This window comes from Halomonas sp. ATBC28 (assembly GCF_005937175.1).
GTDB lineage: Bacteria > Pseudomonadota > Gammaproteobacteria > Pseudomonadales > Halomonadaceae > Vreelandella > Vreelandella titanicae.
Map to the genome: position 1 here is coordinate 412,660 of NZ_VCQL01000001.1, position 19,057 is coordinate 431,716.

13 protein-coding genes are annotated in these 19,057 nt (G+C 57.0%); 11 read left to right on the top strand and 2 right to left on the bottom strand.

Going from position 1 to position 19,057, the window contains the following annotated elements; genetic code table 11:
- The first annotated feature begins 39 nt into the window (after positions 1-39).
- The 10 genes from tssM to E0L35_RS01880 all read left to right on the top strand — a co-directional run bounded on the left by tssM (position 40) and on the right by E0L35_RS01880 (position 14,413).
- Positions 40-3,690 (top strand): type VI secretion system membrane subunit TssM, encoded by a 3,651-nt coding sequence (gene tssM, locus E0L35_RS01835; protein WP_138799434.1) that lies wholly within the window; start codon positions 40-42, stop codon positions 3,688-3,690.
- Complete coding sequence (locus E0L35_RS01840) at positions 3,674-4,285, top strand: GNAT family N-acetyltransferase (RefSeq protein WP_039859549.1); 612 nt, start codon at positions 3,674-3,676, stop codon at positions 4,283-4,285. Before tssM ends, E0L35_RS01840 begins: the two co-directional genes overlap by 17 nt.
- Positions 4,286-4,385: 100 nt before the next feature.
- Positions 4,386-4,523 (top strand): hypothetical protein, encoded by a 138-nt coding sequence (locus E0L35_RS26215; protein WP_171051085.1) that lies wholly within the window; start codon positions 4,386-4,388, stop codon positions 4,521-4,523.
- Positions 4,516-6,750 carry a type VI secretion system tip protein VgrG gene (gene tssI, locus E0L35_RS01845; RefSeq protein WP_138799435.1) on the top strand — a complete coding sequence of 745 codons (2,235 nt, stop codon included), beginning with the start codon at positions 4,516-4,518 and terminating at the stop codon, positions 6,748-6,750. The genes E0L35_RS26215 and tssI overlap by 8 nt, the downstream gene beginning before the upstream one ends.
- A 3-nt stretch (positions 6,751-6,753) precedes the next feature.
- Entirely contained in the window at positions 6,754-7,908 is a 1,155-nt protein-coding gene (locus tag E0L35_RS01850; RefSeq protein WP_138799436.1) for a DUF2169 domain-containing protein, read from the top strand.
- Positions 7,898-9,490, top strand: a complete 1,593-nt coding sequence (locus E0L35_RS01855; protein ID WP_212751647.1) for an HNH endonuclease — start codon at positions 7,898-7,900, stop codon at positions 9,488-9,490. The genes E0L35_RS01850 and E0L35_RS01855 overlap by 11 nt, the downstream gene beginning before the upstream one ends.
- The gene (locus E0L35_RS01860) at positions 9,490-10,011 is read left to right on the top strand and encodes an SMI1/KNR4 family protein (RefSeq protein ID WP_138799438.1); all 522 of its coding nucleotides are present in this window, start codon (positions 9,490-9,492) and stop codon (positions 10,009-10,011) included. The genes E0L35_RS01855 and E0L35_RS01860 overlap by 1 nt, the downstream gene beginning before the upstream one ends.
- Positions 10,004-10,861 (top strand): DUF2169 domain-containing protein, encoded by an 858-nt coding sequence (locus E0L35_RS01865; RefSeq protein WP_138799439.1) that lies wholly within the window; start codon positions 10,004-10,006, stop codon positions 10,859-10,861. The genes E0L35_RS01860 and E0L35_RS01865 overlap by 8 nt, the downstream gene beginning before the upstream one ends.
- Before the next feature lie 469 nt (positions 10,862-11,330).
- Entirely contained in the window at positions 11,331-12,542 is a 1,212-nt protein-coding gene (locus E0L35_RS01875) for a YeeE/YedE family protein (protein ID WP_138799440.1), read from the top strand.
- 191 nt (positions 12,543-12,733) lie between these two features.
- Positions 12,734-14,413 (top strand): NAD-dependent malic enzyme, encoded by a 1,680-nt coding sequence (locus tag E0L35_RS01880; RefSeq protein WP_138799441.1) that lies wholly within the window; start codon positions 12,734-12,736, stop codon positions 14,411-14,413.
- Between the two features lie 64 nt (positions 14,414-14,477).
- On the opposite strand, the gene acnA is transcribed toward E0L35_RS01880, so the two are convergent.
- Positions 14,478-17,210 (bottom strand): aconitate hydratase AcnA, encoded by a 2,733-nt coding sequence (gene acnA / locus E0L35_RS01885; RefSeq protein WP_138799442.1) that lies wholly within the window; start codon positions 17,208-17,210, stop codon positions 14,478-14,480.
- Positions 17,211-17,482: 272 nt separating this feature from the next.
- Here acnA and trxB point away from each other — a divergent pair, with 272 nt between their 5' ends.
- Positions 17,483-18,433 (top strand): thioredoxin-disulfide reductase, encoded by a 951-nt coding sequence (gene trxB, locus E0L35_RS01890; RefSeq protein WP_009287549.1) that lies wholly within the window; start codon positions 17,483-17,485, stop codon positions 18,431-18,433.
- Positions 18,434-18,476: 43 nt separating this feature from the next.
- On the opposite strand, the gene E0L35_RS01895 is transcribed toward trxB, so the two are convergent.
- Positions 18,477-19,013 carry a GspH/FimT family pseudopilin gene (locus tag E0L35_RS01895; protein ID WP_138799443.1) on the bottom strand — a complete coding sequence of 179 codons (537 nt, stop codon included), beginning with the start codon at positions 19,011-19,013 and terminating at the stop codon, positions 18,477-18,479.
- Positions 19,014-19,057 lie beyond the last annotated feature (44 nt).

Sequence of the window (19,057 nt, forward strand, 5' to 3'; positions counted from 1 at the left end):
ATGATCGACTTTATCACTAGGGACGAGGATTAAAGGCTCATGTGGGGAACATTGAAATCAAAGCTGAGCCGCTGGGTGCCCGGCTTTTCACGTGCACAGAGCACTCACAATCGCGCCAAAGCGCAAGCTAACAGAGTCAAGGGGTTAGGGCGGCTTTCCATGGCCATGTGGGGCGTATTAATCGTGCTCCTATTAGTGGCTATCTGGTGGTTAGGGCCTAGCTGGGAGGTACGAGACAGCTACCCATTAGGCCCCTGGGTAAACCGGTTACTGGCTACCTTGGCGCTGGCAACGTTAGTGGCGGTGATTTGGGGCGTTCGGCTTTCCCGTCGACTGCGCAAAGCCGATGAACTCGCGCAGGATATGGAGTCGCAGCAGTCAGACCCCATACAGGAAAGTATCGACCAGCAGGAAACCTCGCTGAACAGCGTACTATCCGAAATCATTGATAGCGTTGGCGGTGGGGACAGCAGCCGCTATCGCCTTCCCTGGTATTTGGTCATGGGGGTCGAAAACGCGGGCAAAACCAGCTTGGTCAACCGCTCTGGGCAAAACTTTGCGCTGTCCAATGTCATGAAAGCCTCTGGCATCAGCAGCAAGAAAAACCGCTTTGGTTTTGACTGGTGGATTGGCGATAAAGCGATACTCATCGACCCTGATGGCGAGTTATTGACCCAAGGCGCACTGGAAACGGGCGAGCCTGTCGAACTGAATAGCCGCCTATGGGATCACTTCACCGAATGGCTAGAGCGTAACCGCCCACGCCGCCCGCTGGACGGCGTTGTGCTGGTGTTGGATCTAGCCCGTCTTAGCCACGCCCAGGTAGCCGTTCGTAAAGCGTACGCGACGCTGTTACGTAGCCGCCTGCGCGAGTTGATGGAGCGCCACGGCAGCCGGTTACCGGTTTACGTCACCTTCAGCAAAATGGATTTGCTGCACGGTTTTGACGATTTCTTCCGCCATTACTCCCGTGCTGCACGGCGGGCGCCGTTAGGCTTTACCTTCTCGGCTAAATCCATCGATACACCGGGACAGTGGGAAGAAGAGTTCGCCGCCGCTTACGACAATATGCTGGAACGCCTTAACCGCGCAATGCCCACCATGCTGGCAGAGTGCCGTGACCGGGAAGAACGGGAGTCGGTGTTTCGCTTTGTGCGCCAGCTAGCAGGGTTGCGCGATGTGCTGCTCGGTTTCCTCAACGAGGCGCTTTCCAGCGACCGCTTTTCCACCGCGGCGATTGTACGCGGCACTTATTTCACCTCGGTTTATCAGCAGGGGGTGCCTGAAGATCCTTTCGTGGATGCTGCGGCACGCCGTTATGGCATGTCCGAAAGCGTTCAGCCAGCGCACCGTGCGACGCGCAGCGCGCTGTATTTCACTGAAGAACTGTTTGAGAAAGTCATTTATCCAGAAGCGGGGCTGGCCGGTGATAACGCCAAAGTCGCCCATCGCCGACAGCGTATTCGCCAAGCATGCATTGTTGGCTGCATGTTAGTGGCTGCGGTAATGATCGGTGGGTGGAGTCATTTCTACCAGAAAAACGCGACCTCGCTTTCCACCGTCGAGCATCGGGCGGAAACTTTCCTGGCCACTCACCCGGAAGAGTTCCAGAGCGACGACCCAACGGGCTACGAAATGCTGGCGCCGTTGGATCGCCTACGCGATGCGATGCAAACCTTCGAGGGCTACCGTACACACACACCTTTCCTTGCCGATATGGGGCTTTATCAAGGCCACATTATTGGTGGCCAGTTAGAGAATGCTTACCTCGCCATGTTGGAGTACCAATTCCTGCCGGCGTTGATGGTGGGCATCATGGATGACATGAACCGCGAAGAAGAGGGCAGTAACGCCAAGCTGGCGCTGCTGCGCATTTTGCGCATGATGTCTGACGCCAGTGGCCGCCAGCCCGAACGCGTACACGACTTTATGGCGCAGCGTTGGCAGTCGGATTTCCCCCAGCGTGGTGAAATCCAAGACCGCTTACTGGCTCATTTAGATTACGCCCTGCAGCACAGCGATTTGGAAAGCCGGGTTGCCGCTGGTAATCGGCGCGCTGAATATGCCATGGCGCCACTACGCGGCAGCTTAGTCGCCGCGATTGACGACCTATCACGCCTGCCGATGGATGAGCGGGTCTACGCCACCATGAAAGCTGACAGTAGCCGTCGCGGAGATCCTCTCGACCTGCGCCGTCAGGTGGGGTCGATGTTCAACACGGTGTTTATGGCGCGTAACGATGAGCCCTCGTATGTGCAACTGCCGTATCTGGTTACCCGGGGTGGCTTCGAAAATCACTTCCTGCAGCAGTTGGATAGGGCAACCGAGCTAGCGCTTATCGACTTGTGGGTATTGGATCAGCGCGAAGACATCAATTTCAGCAACGCTGACCGTCAGCAACTGCAAAACGCCCTGCGTGACTATTATGTCAGTGACTATCGCGTGAGTTGGCGTGATGCCCTGCGCAATACCCAGCTTGTGCCCCTGCCGGACATTCATCAGGCAGCGGTGGTCGCCGATGCGCTGGTCAGCGCCGAGCGCCCGCTAGACCGTCTGTTAGCCGCGGTCGAGCAGAATACCCGTCTCTATCCGGAACTGCCTGAAGATGATGAGGAAGCCCGTGAAGCGCTGCAGCGCTCACCGCGCTATCAGCTTGCTCACGATATCGAGCAGCAGTTTACCGCGATTAACAAGCTCTCCAATCCTCAGGAGGGGGATCCCTCCTCCCTGGAAGAGATCAAATCGGCGGTAACGGAACTGCGTGATTACCTGCTAGAGATAGACGAGGCCAGCGACCCAGGGCGCGCCGCTTTCTTAGGCGCGCGTGACCGCTTATCGCTGCGCGGTGATGACCCTATTTATCGCCTGCAGCGTATTGCTGACAGCTCGCCCGAGCCTGTCGCAAGCATGTTGAAAAGCCTGGCGGATCAAAGCTGGCAGCTCATCATGGCAAGCGCTATCAGTCACCTGGAAAATATCTGGATAGATGAGGTAGTGGCACCCTATCAAGAGCGTTTAGCCGGGCGCTATCCGCTGGTGCCCAGTGCAAGCCGGGATGCTTCGCTAAGCGACTTTGAAACCTTCTTTGCTCCTGAAGGTATCCTCGACAACTTCTATCAGGATAACTTGCAGCCCTTTATCGAAGGTGCGCCTGAGCAACTGGTGGATACCCAGGGTAATTCGCTACTGCGTGAAAGCGTGTTTGCCGCCGTGTCACAGGCGGAACAAATTCGCCGTGCCTATTTTGGCCCTGATGGTGCGCTAGACGTCGAGTTCGCTCTTGAGCCGATCAGCTTAAGCCCCGACAAGCGGCGCAGTGTGATCAGTGCCGATGGCCAGCTCATTGATTACACTCACAGCGCCAGTAGTCGGGTCTCCATGATTTGGCCAAATACGTTGCGTGGCGGCACGGATAGCCGCATCACCATGGTGCCCAGCCAGGTAAATCACTCGCCGCGGAGTATAACCCGCGATGGCGCCTGGGCTTGGTTCCGGCTGTTGGAAGAGGCAAACATCACCAGCGTTAATGAGCGTGAGTTAGAGCTACGTTTCAACGTGGACGGGGGCGCTATGCGTTATCGCCTATTTACCGATAGCGCCCCCAACCCCTTTACCCGTTCGCCCGCCGCAGGCTTCCAGTTACCGTCGGCACTCTATGCAGAACGAGGGCCCTATGCTGACGAAACTTAAGCAGTGGCTCTCCCCCTCAGCTAGCACGACCCATGACCACCCAGGTGGTCATGTGGATAGCGGCCCTGATGTTAATGGCCAAGCATCTTCCCGCGCGCTTGAAAGCGCCCGCGAAGGGGATATCGATAGTTTTATCGAAGCCGTCCAGCGTGCCGATGCAAAAGGGCATTCGCCCTGGGTACTGCGTGATAAGGCCTACCTGGATACGCTGCGCCGCGCGCTGGAATTTACCCTGCATCGCCAGGTGTGGTTGCAGCGCGAGCAAGAGCACGTTGAGCACTGGCAGGGGCGTTTACTCGCCCTACGCCATGGGGATGGCCCGCCGTTGGGGATGGTGTTGGCGTGCCGACCCGATGACGAAGCCGCCTGGCAGCTTCGCTTCTTCTTTATCAGCCAAGAGTGGAAAGGCAGCGGCCATGGCGCACGCCTGCTGACCGCTGCCCGGCTGAGTTTAAGCGGCGTACCGCTACAAACACGGCTACCCCTGGTGTGCCACACGGCGATTCAAAGCCTGGAAGCGGCGGGGTTTCAGCGCATGTACGTCGATGCTTTTGAGGTGGCGAGCTACGAAGCCCCAGCAAAATGGGATGAGTAAGGCAGCGGCAGCCAAGGCTTTTAAGCGCCGAGTGTGAAGCGCTGCTGATAGCCACAACTGTCGTCACCCAGTCTAGAAAAACAGCAGCGGAGGAACAGTAATGGGACAAAAAATGGTAGTGGCTAGTCGCTTAATTATCACGCTGGACACTAAGCCGGTTGTATTGACCGATCAGGCAACGGTCTGCGGCGGTACCTTAATCGGCAGTGGCAGCGAAGAGGGGCCTTACCATGGCTGATAATACGGGCCTTCAGTTTACCTTGACCCTTCCCGGGGCGACTGACACGGCGGTGGTGAGCTTTACCCATCGCGAAGCGCTGTCGGAGACGTTTGCGCTCACCGTTGAGTTCGCCAGCCGCACCCACGACCTGTCGCCCAGCGACTGTTTGGATCAAAATGCCACGCTCACCATTTGGCAGGACGGCGAGCCGCTGCGCCGAGTCCATGGCATTATAAGTGAGCTTCACCGCGGCGATCGCGGGCACCGGCGCAGCTTTTATCGGGTGGAGATTCGCCCCGCGCTGTGGCGGCTATCGCTACGGCATAACTCGCGTATCTTTCAAGATACCGTTCCTCATGATGCGATCAAGACGTTAACTAGCGAGCGCGGCCTCACCGATATTGAGTTTGCCACCACCCGTAATCCCCTCGACCGGGAGTTTCTGGTGCAGTATCGGGAGACTGATCTGGCCTTTATCGAGCGCCTGGCCGCCGAAGAGGGCTGCTTCTATTTCCATGAGTTTGAGAACGCCGAAGGCGGAGCCCATCAGTTGGTGTTTGCCGATACCACGGTGGTACTGCCTAACATCGGCGAGCGTACCTACCACGGCCGCGCCGGTGGCACGCCGCCCCGACGTCACTTGCGCAAGCTACGCCAGGTCAGCCGGGTACGCCCCGCCTCGGCCACACTTAAAGACTACAGCTTCAAGAACCCGCCTTACGCCCAGCTACACGAACACCAGGCGCCCAATCTAGGGGAGCACGCTCAGCGAGAGGATTACGAACACTACGACTACCCAGGGCGCTATAAGAAGGACGCCTCCGGCAAGCCGTTCACCCGCCACCGACTAGAATCGCTACGTGCCGATGCCACCACCGCCGAAGCGGAAAGCGACCTGCCTGAACTCGCCCCCGGCACCTGCTTTACCCTCACCGACCACGATATCGATAGCCTCAACCGTGCTTGGCAGGTGGTATCGGTGGTGCACCACGGCGAGCAACCCCAGGCGTTAGAAGAGGATGGCATGGCGCGGGGTGGCTATGACAGTAGCAATGGGGGGAGCAGCTCAGCGCAAGCAGGCGAGCTGATGACCCGCTACCACAACGAGGTGGTGATCATGCCCCGGGATCAGACCTTCCGCCCGATACCCAACCCCAAACCCCGGGTCGATGGGCCCCAGGTGGCCTTTGTGGTCGGGCCAGCAGGCGAAGAGATCTACTGCGACAAGTATGGCCGGGTCAAAGTGCAGTTTCCCTGGGATCGCTACGCCGCCCCCAATGAAACCGCCAGCTGCTGGGTGCGCGTTGCCCAGGGCTGGGCAGGCGGCGGTTACGGCAGCATGGCGATCCCCAGGATCGGGCATGAGGTCATTTTGTCGTTCTTGGAGGGGGACCCGGACCAGCCGCTCATCACGGGGCGCACCTACCACGCGGTTAACCGGCCGCCTTATCCGCTACCGGCCTACAAAACCCGCACGGTCATCCGCACCCAAAGCCACAAGGCGGACGGCTTTAACGAGCTGCGCTTTGAAGACGAAGCGGGCGAAGAGCAAATCTGGGTGCACGCCCAAAAAGACCTCGACCTGCTGACCCTTAACGACCGCACCGAGGACATCAAGCGCGATAGCACCCTGCACGTCTTTCGTGATCGCACCACCGACATCGACCGCGACGAAACCCGCACTGTCCACCGCCATGAAGTCCATACGGTACACGGCAACGAGACCCATACCGTGGACGGTAACGAAACCTTTACCGTGCACAAGAACCGCCGCAAGACGGTGGATGGCAACGAAACCGACCGCATCGGCAAAAACTGGTCGAGCAAAGTCGGCAAGAACAAAACTGAAACCGTTGGTAAGGCGTACCTGCAGAACGTCGGCATGGGTCGCATGGAAAACGTCGGCCTGGGCTACAGCCTTAATGTCGGGGCGATAATGAATACCCTGGTCGGGCTCAGCAAGAGCACCCAGGTGGGGCTCAACCACTCGCTCAATGTCGGGCGCAACATCACCCTCAAGGCCGGCAACCAGATCACCCTGCAGGTAGGCAACAGCCGGCTGGTGCTCACAGAGGACGCCATCTACCTCGATGCGGGCGAGATCCACGTCAAGGCGGGCACCAAGGTGCATGTCGACGGCCCCGATGACGTCCTGCTCAACACCGGCACCGCCCAACCCGCACCGGGAAGTGCCGAGGAAAGCGATGGCCCTGAACCAAGCGACGCTAAGTCGCCGGGGTGGTAGTACATGGCGCAAGTGATTAATCCAACGTCGTTCCCCCATGCGCTGTATCGCAAGCTCGGCCCGGGCGACCAAGAGTATGATGTGGTGGTGGTACGCGCCACCTACCAGTTCACCGAAGACAACTGGCCGCTGTTCGAATCCAGCCACCAGCAGCCAATTCGCTGGCAGACCACGCTGGAAGGCGACAGCGACAACCTGTATGCCCAGGTCATCACCGATGACCGCGACGTGCTGCTCGGCAAGCTCAGCACCGAAGTGCACGTGCATGGCACCCTGCGCTCGCCCACCGGGCAACCGCGCAGCACCTGGCAGGTGCGGGTACAGGCAGGCCCGGTAGATAAACGCCTGATTGTACGCGGGCCACGGGAGTTCCGCTGGCAACTGCTCGGCGGCTGGCGGGTCACTGATCCCACTCCGGTGAGCGAAGTGCCGCTGGACTACCGCTACGCCTTCGGCGGGCATTACAGCCTGCCCGAAGGGGACACCCTCACCAACACGCTCTACTACCCCGACAACCCCGCTGGGCGGGGCTGGTTGCCATCACGCGCTGACTATAAGCGGGTGTCCAGCGAGGTCGCCCGATACCTAAAACCCGACCTTAACGCCGTCACGCGGCTACCCGCTCCCCAGCTTGAAGATCCCGATGCCCTGGTCACTTCGCCCTTTGACCGTCTTCCTCCAGCGAGTTTTGGCCCCATCGCCCCCTGGTGGGAGCCCCGGGTCAGTTATCAAGGCACCTTCGACGACCACTGGAAAACCCAGCGGTTGCCCTACTGGCCCGAAGACTTCGACTATCGCTTTCACCACAGCGCCCCGGCGGATCTGATCGCCCCCGACTACTTGCGCGGCGACGAACTGATGATCCTCACCAACTGCCTACCCAATAGTCAGGCGATTATGGTGGGGGACCGCCAACGTTTTCGCCACCGCACCCGGCTACCGGGCATCGCCCTGCACGCCCTCACCGAGCACGTCAGCGGCCAGCGCGGCAATACCCCACTGGCCCTCGACAGTGTGGTCATCGACTTGGATCGGGAGGACGTCAGCCTCACCTGGCGGGCGCTGTTCCCGCTTGATGACCCGCTCAAGCAGGTACGCATCCGGCGCACACCGATGGCGGCGACCTCATCCACCGGAGGGGCACGCCATGTCGGATAGTAGCCTAACCATCTGCATCGGCGATCAAAGCCCCTGTGAAGGTGATGATAAGGCCACCAACGCAGGCACGCCCGAAGACACCCCCGCGGCAGCCCCTCAAGGCGAACCCCTTAACGGTCAGGCTCGTCACGCTGGTAATGCGGAAGCCCGATGGAGAGCGTTGACCAGCTATCCTGATTTTTGTCAGGTGAGCGACAAGATTGTGGGTTTCGACTCCAGGGCGACGCTGGGCAGCCCTGTGAACTACTCCCCCAACGTGATCACCGCCGGGCAGCGCACCTACCGGGTCGGCGACCTGTGCCAAGGCACCGAGGGTAACGCCGGGTCGGGGGTGGGCTCCGGCACCTCCCAAGGCAGCGGCCACGTACTGTTTTTAACCGGGCACGACAACGTCAAAGCCAACGGGCAACCGGTCGTCCGCGACGGCAGCGAATGCATGATCAACTGCAACGCCGCCGGGACAGGCGGCGCCAAGGGTTATGTCCACACCAACACCGAGGCCGTCAACAGCCAGCCCGAAGAGACCAGCGAGGCGCTCAGCGAGGCTGAACTGTTTCAGCAACAAGGCGAAGCCAACCTAGAGCGAGTGGGTGAGCTACGCGACGCCCTGCACGATAATCCCAACGGCAAAACCGCTGCCGAGGCCGAAGCGCTCTATACGGAGGTTCAGCAATTAGCCAGCGAGACCCGAGCTCAACAAGACGCCCTTATGGATGCGCTAAGGGAAGGGCGTATCAGCGGTAACGACTATATCGAGAGTAGTTTTGAGGTCGACGAGGCTGCTAATCGTGCCGCCGATATGCAGCAAGAAGCCGAGCGCCAAGTGCGTTATTCCTCAGAAAGTGGTCGCAATATCCGTGCGGCGGGGGTGTTTATGGCCGAAGCCGCGACGCCATATGGCACCATTGTGGATATACAAGACACCATGGCATTGTGGGGCGAAGGTAGAGTACTCGCCGCGTCGGGCATGACCCTGCTGACGGCTGTATCGGTTTTCCCAGGTGTCAGGCTTTTACGTAAGGCGGATGACGTCGTGGACATTGCCCGGAATACTGATAGGGCAGGAGATACGGCGGGAAGTGCTAATAGGGGCGGGACGTCAGGAAACAATGACGGGCTGCGGGTGGAGGAAAATTCCACTAATATGGAAGGTGGTGGAGAGGGCGTTCCGGACAATCCAAATGTAAATCCGAGAACTAGATTGCCAAGAACAAACGGGCGTTGGGATGGTGAACCTGGAAATGGTTTCTGGCACTCAGATATTGATGAAGTCAACGCTATTACAGGGGGAAGGCCCATTGAGTTTGTAAATGGACGTCCTGTTTTCACTCCTTGGGCCAAAGGTCAGGTGAAATTTATGCCAGGTCAACTAGATGGAAGTAAAGCAGACTTTGACGCAGTATATGGCTACGTTGCTAGGCAACGAAATCTGGCAAGCCCAAATGCAGCTAAAAACTATCTCAAAGAGGCTGGCCTTACACCCCATCATTTGGATAATGTGACGATACAGCTTATTCCTACAAAGTTGCACGGAAACATACCGCATATAGGGTCTGCATCAGACCTTAGAGGAGGATTTTAATGTACAGTGAAATTTTAAAGAACCTTGGGGCAAGGGCATTGAAAGATGATTCAGTTGAACAATGTTCTTATGAGCAAGTACGCTCAGAGCTAGGTATAAGACTCCCAGATGATTATGTGTCGCTGTTAAATTATTATAATGGCTCAATTGTTTTTGATAATGGGGCTATGTTTAAGCCAAAACAAAAAACTCCGATTGATTCTGAAGATGGCTTTCAGTCATTGGAAATTCTTTATGGTTTAAGTGGAAAGGATAATTTAATAAAGAAAAATGTGATGTATAAAGATCAGATTCCGGCTGGTTTTGTAACAATTGGTGAATCCATTGGAGGCAGTCAGATATGCGTGTCAAGCGCTGGCGGTGGTATTTATTTTTGGTTTCATGAGGCTGAAACTGATGATGGCTCTCTATTTGTAGTGTCGGATAGTCTCAATAGCTTTATTAATTCACTGATAATTGACGACATGCAAGGTCAAAATAAAAGAGAAGTGGATGATTCAGGTTCATTTTTAGATTTCTAATTTTTCATTTAGTTTCTTATTATTAGCAAGTTGCACCCTGCGCTCGCCCACCGGGCAACCGCGCAGCACCTGGCAGGTGCGGGTACAGGTAGGCCCGTTGGACAAACGCCTGATCGTGCGTGGGCCACGGGAGTTCCGCTGGCAACTGCTCGGTGGCTGGCGGGTCACTGACCCCTCACCGGTGAGCGAAGTGCCGCTGGACTACCGCTACGCCTTCGGCGGCCACTACAGCCTGCCCGACGGGGACGACCTCGCTAACACGCTCTACTACCCCGACAACCCCGCCGGGCGGGGCTGGTTGCCATCACGCGCTGACTATAAGCGGGTGTCCAGCGAGGTCATCCGGTACCTCAAACCCGACCTTAACGCTGTGACACGGCTACCCGCCCCCCAACTGGAAGACCCGGACTGGCTGGTCACCTCACCCTTTGACCGTCCGGCCCCGGCAAGCTTTGGGCCCATCGCCCCCTGGTGGGAGCCCCGGGTCAGTTATCAAGGCACCTTCGACAACCACTGGAAAACCCAGCGTTTGCCCTACTGGCCCGAAGACTTCGACTATCGCTTTCACCACAGCGCCCCGGCGGATCTGATCGCCCCCGACTACTTGCGTGGTGACGAACTGATGATCCTCACCGACATGAGCGAAAAGCCGCTGTTCACCCAGGCCCTGAAGAAGCTGGGCCCGCTGAGGCCGGACGAAGTCTATGGCTTTGAGCCTGCCCTAGTTGCAGGCGGTGAATGGTCCGTTAACAACCTGGCCAAACTGAACCTAGATATCCATCTGACCATCCTGCGCCAGATGGCCCCGCCGGAGATCCCGTTCTCCGGGGTGAAGGTCGATATAGATTAAACAAGGGAGATTTCTACAAATTGTTAAGCACTTTATTCTAAGAGGGAAAACTTCGAGTAGTTCTTTTTTCGTTCGATACGCCCCTGGATGAGGGTTGCCTAAGCGGCGACTATGGCAGCATGGCGACCCACAGGATTGGTCATGAGGTTATAATATCACATTTGGAAGCTGGCCCGGGCCAGCCACTGATCACCGGGCGCACCTACCATGCGTCCAATACACCGTCTTACCCGCTTGCGCCAAAAAAACTCACACTGGCATCCGATTTACCAGTTTAATAGGTGGAGTAGGACATAGTGCCAAGCTGCTGTGTGGCTCCAGCATCCATATATTCCATAAAGACATAAGCACCTCTCAACAAAGAATTTCCCGCACTCTACAGCTATCGTTAGGCTTACAACTATTGTCCATGTCTACCAAAAGCGCCTGTTTGTTAACAGGCGCTTTTGGTGCTGCTAAAGGTGAATGCATGTCTACAACGACGGTTGCTGCGCCGCAGAGCTATTGCGTGCCGCTGATCGCCACGGCGGCGATTGTGTTAGGCGCGTTGCTTATTGGGGTTGTCTTTGACGCCAACATTGGCCTGCTGATGATTGTCGGTGGGCTGTTTGGCATGGTGCTGTATCACGCTGCGTTTGGTTTTACCTCAGCGTGGCGGGTGTTTATTACTGAGCGGCGCGGGCGTGGCCTACGCGCGCAGATGGTGATGCTGGCCATTGCCGTGGTGCTGTTTTTCCCTGCCCTGGGGGCGGGCACGCTGTTTGGTAACGAGGTGTCGGGCTTTGTGGCGCCCATTGGTATTTCTGTATTGGTAGGGGCGTTCCTGTTCGGTGTGGGCATGCAGTTAGGCGGCGGCTGTGCCTCTGGCACGCTGTTTACTGCGGGCGGTGGTAACGCACGCATGCTAATTACTTTGGTGTTCTTTATTGTCGGCTCGGTGATTGGCTCGGCACATTTTGCCTGGTGGCAGAGCTTACCGGCCTTTCAACCGGTATCGCTGGTTAACGTCGCCGGGGTCAGTGGGGGTATAGCTATTAGCCTGGTGCTGTTTGCGGCTATTGCGGCGTTTACCTGGGTGATGGAGAAGCGTCGTCATGGTCAGTTAGAACAGGCGCCCATGGTCGATAAGCATGGGTATGAGCGTTGGTTGACTGGGCCTTGGCCGTTAGTGGCGGGCGCGGTGGCGTTGGCGCTGCTCAACTTTGCCACCTTGGCACTGGCAGGCCGCCCTTGGGGAATTACCTCTGCGTTTGCGCTGTGGGGTGCTAAAGGCTTTGAACTGGTGGGCGGCGATGTCAGCCAGTGGGGCTATTGGCAGTCCCCTGGCAACGCAGCGGCCCTTAAAGCCAGCGTATGGAGCGACATCACTACGGTAATGAATGTCGGTATTATGCTGGGCGCGCTGGCTGCCGCCAGCTTGGCGGGTCGCTTTGCACCTAACTTCAGAATCCCGTTGAAATCTATCTTGGCCGCGGTCATCGGCGGCATCTTGCTAGGTTATGGCGCGCGTTTGGCGTTTGGTTGCAATATTGGTGCTTACTTCAGTGGCATTGCCTCTGGCAGCCTTCACGGTTGGGTATGGCTGGTAGCGGCGTTTGCGGGCAACATGTTTGGCGTTAAGCTGCGGTCGTTCTTCTTCGCTGGCGTGGAGGGGCGCAAACCCACCGCTAAAACTTGCTAGGGCATCGTTAGATCACTAGTTAATTGCGCCATCACGCCTCGGTTTAGGCTTCCTAAACCGAGGCGTTTTTTTATCAACATGGTCGCTCTCTTCCACCTTTGTCGCAGGAGCATGTTACATTACGCTCAAACGCCGCAAACGCCCGACATTGCTGCATTGCAGCAGTGATTGACATGAAAAAGAGAGTGCTTATGACTACCCAGAGTAGACGCCCCCTATACCTTCCTTACGCCGGTCCTTCTTTGCTCGAAATGCCGCTATTGAACAAAGGCAGCGCGTTTACTCAGCAGGAGCGCTTGGCGTTTAACCTGATTGGTTTGCTGCCGCAGAAGGTGGAAACCATTGAGGATCAGCTAGAGCGGGTCTACCGTCAGTACCAACAATGCCATAGCGACCTCGAAAAGCACATCCACCTGCGCGCCATTCAAGACGACAACGAAACGCTCTACTTCCGTATGGTTTCCCAGCACCTGGAAGAGATGCTGCCGATTATTTACACCCCCACTGTGGGGCAAGCGTGCCAGGAATTTTCCAACATTTACCGTAACCACCGCGGTCTGTTTATTAGCTACCCTGACCGCGAACATATGGATGATATCCTGCGCAGCGCCACCAAAGATAACGTCAAAGTGATCGTAGTGACGGATGGTGAGCGCATTCTAGGCCTAGGCGACCAGGGCATCGGGGGCATGGGTATCCCGATTGGTAAACTGGCGCTGTATACCGCCTGTGGCGGCATTAGTCCCGCCTACACGCTGCCGATCATGATTGATGTGGGCACTAACAACAAAGCGCTGCTGGATGATCCCATGTACATGGGCTGGCGCCACGAGCGGGTAGGGCAGGAAGAGTACGATGCTTTCATGGCAGAATTTATCGCTGCTGTGAAGCGCCGCTGGCCTAACGTACTGCTGCAGTTTGAAGACTTTGCCCAGGCCAATGCGGTGCCGCTGCTAGAGCGCTACCGCAACGAACTTTGCTGCTTCAACGACGATGTGCAGGGTACTGCATCTGTGGTGGTGGGTACGTTAATGGCGGCTTGTCAGGCCCGGGAAGAGACCATTGCCCAGCAGCGTGTGGTGTTTGTGGGTGGCGGCTCGGCGGGGTGTGGAATCGCCGAGCAAGTGGTCGTAGCGATGGAAGCGGAGGGCTTGACCGAAAGCGAAGCACGGTCGCGTATTTACATTGTCGATCGCGGAGGCTTGATGACCAGCGATCAAGAGTGGCAGCGTGACTTCCAGCGCCGTTTAGCCCACGACCCTTCGCTAGTCGCCGAGTGGAATGGCCAGGGGCTGGAAGAGACGATCGCTCAGATCAAACCAACAGTGCTTATCGGTGTCTGCGGCCAGCGCGGTATCTTCACCGAGCAGGTGGTGCGCACCATGCACGCGGGTTGTGAACACCCGGTCATCATGCCGCTGTCTAACCCTACTTCCCAAGCAGAGGCCGTGCCGGAGGATGTCATCCGCTGGACGGATGGCCAAGCCCTGGTCGCCACCGGTAGCCCCTTTGCGCCGGTGGTTTACAACGGCCGTACTTATCCGATTGCCCAGTGCAACAATGCCTATATCTTCCCAGGCATTGGGTTGGGCGTGATTGCTGCCAGTGCCAATCGAGTCACCGACGAGATGCTGATGAGCGCCTCGCGGGCGCTGGCCCGTGAAGCGCCGCTGGTTAAAGAGGGCAAGGGTGCTTTGCTGCCGCCGCTATCGCGTATTCGCGATATCAGCAAGTCGATTGCTTTTGAAGTGGCTGCCCAGGCACAGCAGAATGGCGTGGCACTGAAAACCAGTGGTACGACGCTACGGGAACTGATTGAAAAGGCGTCCTGGTCGCCAGATTATCGCACCTATCGCCGCCGCGCTTTTTAAACGTTTGGCTAAAAAAAGCCCCCACCGAGGTGGGGGCATGCAAGCATTGGTAGGTTTTACCCTTTTAGGCTGCGCCGATCATCTTGCGCAACACGTAGTGAAGGATACCACCGTGACGGTAGTAAGCCAGCTCGTTTACCGTATCAATTCGGCACTTGGCATCAACGCTACGTTCCCCGTCGGCATTTTTGATCACGATTTTGACCGTGCCACCTGGCGTCAGGTCGCTTAATCCGGCAATCGAAATCTCTTCATCGCCGGTTAACCCCAACGTTTTACGGCTTTCGCCTTCGGCAAACTGCAGCGGTACAACACCCATGCCGATCAGGTTAGAGCGGTGAATACGCTCGAAGGATTCGGCAATCACCGCGCGAACGCCCAGCAAACGGGTGCCTTTGGCCGCCCAATCCCGTGAGGAGCCGGTGCCGTACTCTTTACCGGCGATCACGACGAGCGGTTTGCCTTCCTCTTTGTACTTCATGGCCGCATCGTAAATGGCCATCTGCTCGCCGCTGGGTACGTGGCGTGTTTCACCGCCGACCACGCCGTCGAGCATCTCGTTTTTGATCCGCACGTTGGCGAAGGTGCCGCGCATCATGACTTCATGGTTACCCCGGCGTGAGCCGTAGGAGTTGAAGTCGACCGGCCTGACGCCGTGTTCTTGCAGATAGCGCCCGGCGGGGCTGTCAGGCTTGATGGCACCGGCAGGGGAGATATGGTCGGTGGTCACCGAATCACCCAGCATGGCAAGCACGCGGGCACTGTGCACATCTTCGATGGCATCCGGCTCGCGGCCCATGCCTTCAAAGAAGGGGGGGTGCTGAATGTAGGTGGATTCAGGCCACTGATAGACCTTGCTTTCTGACACGTCGATGGCTTTCCAGACATCGTCACCCTCAAACACCGCGCCGTATTCTTTACGGAACATGGCGGTGTTGACCTGCTCGACGGCGCTGGCAATCTCGGTCTGACTGGGCCAGATATCTTTGAGGTAGACCGGGTCGCCGTTGCTATCTTTGCCCAACGGCGCCTGGGTAAGGTCAAGCTGGACATTACCCGCCAGGGCGTAAGCCACCACCAGGGGCGGCGAGGCCAGCCAGTTGGTTTTGACCAACGGGTGTACACGGCCCTCAAAGTTACGGTTACCGGAGAGCACCGAGGCCACGGCAAGGTCGCCGCTGTTGATCGCTTTTTCGATCTCATCAGGCAGCGGACCGGAGTTACCGATACAGGTGGTGCAGCCGTAGCCGACGAGGTTGAAGCCCAGTGCATCCAAGTCATCGTTTAATTCAGCGGCTTCCAGATAATCGGTGACCACTTTGGAACCTGGTGCTAAGGAGGTTTTCACCCAGGGCTTCGTGGTTAACCCCTTTTCACGCGCTTTACGTGCCAGCAGCCCAGCGGCCATCATCACGCTGGGGTTGGAGGTGTTGGTGCACGAGGTAATCGCCGCAATCACCACCGCCCCGGGGTCAAGGCTGAAATCATGGTTATCAAGCTTAACGGCCTGGCTGGTGTCATGCTCGAAGCTGCGCCTCACCCCCACGGCGGTTTGGCCGCCTTCAGAAGAGAGCTCCCCCTTTGCGTTGGCATCCGCGTTGACGTCTTCCTGCATGAACTTGTCAAAGGCCGCCGCCATGTCTTTCAGCGCCACGCGATCCTGAGGACGTTTGGGGCCGGCCAAGCTGGCCTCTACCTCGGTCATGTCCAGTGCTAGGGCGTCGGTGAAGATCGGCTCGTCATTAGGTTCACGCCACAGCCCTTGGGCCTTGCTGTAGGCTTCCACCAGGGCGACTTGCTCATCTTCACGCCCCGTCAGGCGCATATAGTTCAGGGTTTCTTCATCCACTGGGAAGAAACCACAGGTAGCACCATACTCGGGGGCCATATTGGCGATCGTGGCACGATCCGCCAGCGGCAGGTCTTTCAAACCATCGCCGTAGAACTCGACAAATTTACCCACCACGCCTTTTTTACGCAGCATCTCGGTAACGGTGAGTACCAGGTCAGTGGCGGTAATACCTTCGCGTAGCTTGCCGGTTAATTTAAAGCCAATCACTTCGGGGATCAGCATCGACACCGGCTGCCCGAGCATGGCCGCTTCGGCTTCAATACCGCCCACGCCCCAGCCAAGCACGCCCAGGCCGTTGATCATGGTGGTGTGAGAGTCAGTGCCAACGAGGGTGTCGGGGTAGGCAAAGGTCTTGCCGTCTTCGTCCTTCGTCCATACCGTTCTGCCTAGGTACTCCAGGTTGACCTGGTGGCAAATACCGGTACCGGGGGGAACGACGCTAAAGTTATCAAACGCCTGCTGGCCCCAGCGCAGAAACTCATAGCGCTCGCGGTTGCGCTGCATTTCGATATCGACGTTCTCTTGAAACGCCGCCGGGTTGCCGAACTTATCGACCATTACCGAGTGGTCGATAACGAGATCGACGGGGGAAAGCGGGTTGATCTTCGCCGGGTCTTCGCCCAGCTTTTCTACCGCGGCGCGCATGGAGGCTAAATCCACCACGCCGGGCACGCCGGTAAAGTCCTGCATGAGTACCCGTGCCGGGCGGTAGCCGATTTCGCGGCTGGATTTGCCCTCGGCCTGCCAGTCGACCAGGGCCTGCATATCTTCCTGATCTACGCTTTCGTCGTCGGCGAAGCGCAGCTGGTTTTCGAGTAGAATCTTGAGCGTCTTGGGAAGGCGGTCAATGCTGCCCAGGGTCTCGGCCGCGTGGGGCAGGCTGTAGTAGTGATAGGTTTTACTACCAACCTCTAGGGTGTTTAGCGTATCGGGTATCTTGCTCATATCTCTCTCCTCTGGTTGCTGAGCGCAGCGCTCAGCATGACGGTCACGATCTTTCTTTAGTATAGATTTCCCCCCAGTATGGCGTTGATTTAGTAATAACACATGGGTCTTTGCACAGAGGCTTTCAAGGTTTCTTCGCCTAATAGCGTAGATGAAACCTTGCAATAGCTTGTACTTGGCACCATTTCAGGCAGACTCTGTGGCTAATTTTTTCAAAGCTATTAACACAGCTAGCGACAAAGCTATCAGTCAGATATTTACAAGGTGGTGTCATGGAAACTCGTCATGAGCGTTTGATTATTCTTGGATCCGGTCCCGCAGGCTATACGGCTGCCGTCTATGCTGCTCGGGCCAACCTGAAGCCGCTGCTAATTACCGGTATTCAGGCGGGTGGCCAACTGACCACCACAACCGATGTGGATAACTGGCCCGGCGACGCTCAAGGCGTACAGGGGCCGGAGTTGATGGAGCGCATGAAGCAGCACGCCGAACGTTTCAATACAGAGGTGCTGTTTGATCACATCAATGAGGTTAGCTTAAGCGAAAAACCGTTTACCTTAAAAGGCGATAGCGGTATTTATACTTGCGATGCGTTGATCGTGGCCACCGGCGCCAGTGCCCGTTACCTGGGTCTGCCCACTGAGCAGCAGTTTATGGGTCAAGGGGTGTCGGCCTGCGCTACCTGCGACGGTTTTTTCTACCGCAATCAGGAAGTCATTGTGGTGGGCGGCGGCAATACCGCCGTGGAAGAGGCGCTCTATCTCTCTAACATTGCTTCCAAAGTGACCCTGGTACACCGCCGTGACACGTTGCGGGCGGAAAAAATCCTCCAAGATAAGCTTTTCGAGAAAGCTGAGGCGGGCAAAATCGTTCTTGAGTGGTTCCAGGAAGTCGAAGAAGTGCTCGGCGATAACTCCGGTGTTACAGGCGTTCGGGTGAAATCCACTAAAGATGGTTCAAGCAAAGAGATCCATGCGCCTGGGCTGTTTATTGCCATTGGCCATAGTCCCAACACGGGGATCTTTGCGGGTCAGTTGGACATGAACGGCGGCTATATCAAAGTGCATTCAGGCCTTGAAGGGAATGCAACCGCGACTAGCGTACCGGGCGTATTTGCCTGCGGCGACGTGATGGATCACATTTATCGTCAAGCAATCACTTCAGCTGGCAGCGGCTGCATGGCAGCGCTGGATGCCGAGCGCTATTTAGACGGTATTGCTTAAAACCATTGTCACAACGCCGTGAATGAGTTGAAGCGCCTAATGATTAACAGTCGATAGGCGCTTCATCAATCCTTAGCCGCCCTAATTGGCTAAGTACCAGCTTTTTACCCTTAGAGCCCACGGCGCCGCTGGTTGAGCAAATAGCAAAACTGCCGTTATAACCGCTGGTATAGCCCAGCGGGCTGTAACGGATGCGCGACCAGCCCCGGTTGTAGGTCACTTGTGTGCCTTGTTGCGCGGGCACAATGCGCAAAATGTCTTCTTCAGTGATGCTATCGGTTTTATTGCCCCGCACAATCATAAGCTCTCCACCCCAGTCATTAGCGCAAGCCTCACGGTTCTGCGAGGCTGGGCAAAGCGTCAGCTGGCGGCGTTGGCTAATCGCTGTATTACGCGCGAATGAAAACGCACTCTGGAATCGATTGACCTCGCTAGTCTGTGCGGTACGCTCCCCCAATGCTTGAAAATTGGGTAGCCCCCAGGCGGCGATGATTCCAACCAACAGTAGGGTGATCAGTAGCTCGAGCAGCGTAAACCCGCTTTCAGGTGTGGTGTGCGTCTTGATATGGAAACTGCTCATCGCCTTTCCTCACTTGACCTTGTTATCGCCCGCGCTATGCTCAC

Coding starts and splice junctions, on each gene's coding strand:
- tssM (WP_138799434.1), top strand. CDS start 40: ATGTGGGGAACATTGAAATCAAAGCTGAGCCGCTGGGTGCCCGGCTTT.
- E0L35_RS01840 (WP_039859549.1), top strand. CDS start 3,674: ATGCTGACGAAACTTAAGCAGTGGCTCTCCCCCTCAGCTAGCACGACC.
- E0L35_RS26215 (WP_171051085.1), top strand. CDS start 4,386: ATGGGACAAAAAATGGTAGTGGCTAGTCGCTTAATTATCACGCTGGAC.
- tssI (WP_138799435.1), top strand. CDS start 4,516: ATGGCTGATAATACGGGCCTTCAGTTTACCTTGACCCTTCCCGGGGCG.
- E0L35_RS01850 (WP_138799436.1), top strand. CDS start 6,754: ATGGCGCAAGTGATTAATCCAACGTCGTTCCCCCATGCGCTGTATCGC.
- E0L35_RS01855 (WP_212751647.1), top strand. CDS start 7,898: ATGTCGGATAGTAGCCTAACCATCTGCATCGGCGATCAAAGCCCCTGT.
- E0L35_RS01860 (WP_138799438.1), top strand. CDS start 9,490: ATGTACAGTGAAATTTTAAAGAACCTTGGGGCAAGGGCATTGAAAGAT.
- E0L35_RS01875 (WP_138799440.1), top strand. CDS start 11,331: ATGTCTACAACGACGGTTGCTGCGCCGCAGAGCTATTGCGTGCCGCTG.
- E0L35_RS01880 (WP_138799441.1), top strand. CDS start 12,734: ATGACTACCCAGAGTAGACGCCCCCTATACCTTCCTTACGCCGGTCCT.
- acnA (WP_138799442.1), bottom strand. CDS start 17,210: ATGAGCAAGATACCCGATACGCTAAACACCCTAGAGGTTGGTAGTAAA.
- trxB (WP_009287549.1), top strand. CDS start 17,483: ATGGAAACTCGTCATGAGCGTTTGATTATTCTTGGATCCGGTCCCGCA.
- E0L35_RS01895 (WP_138799443.1), bottom strand. CDS start 19,013: ATGAGCAGTTTCCATATCAAGACGCACACCACACCTGAAAGCGGGTTT.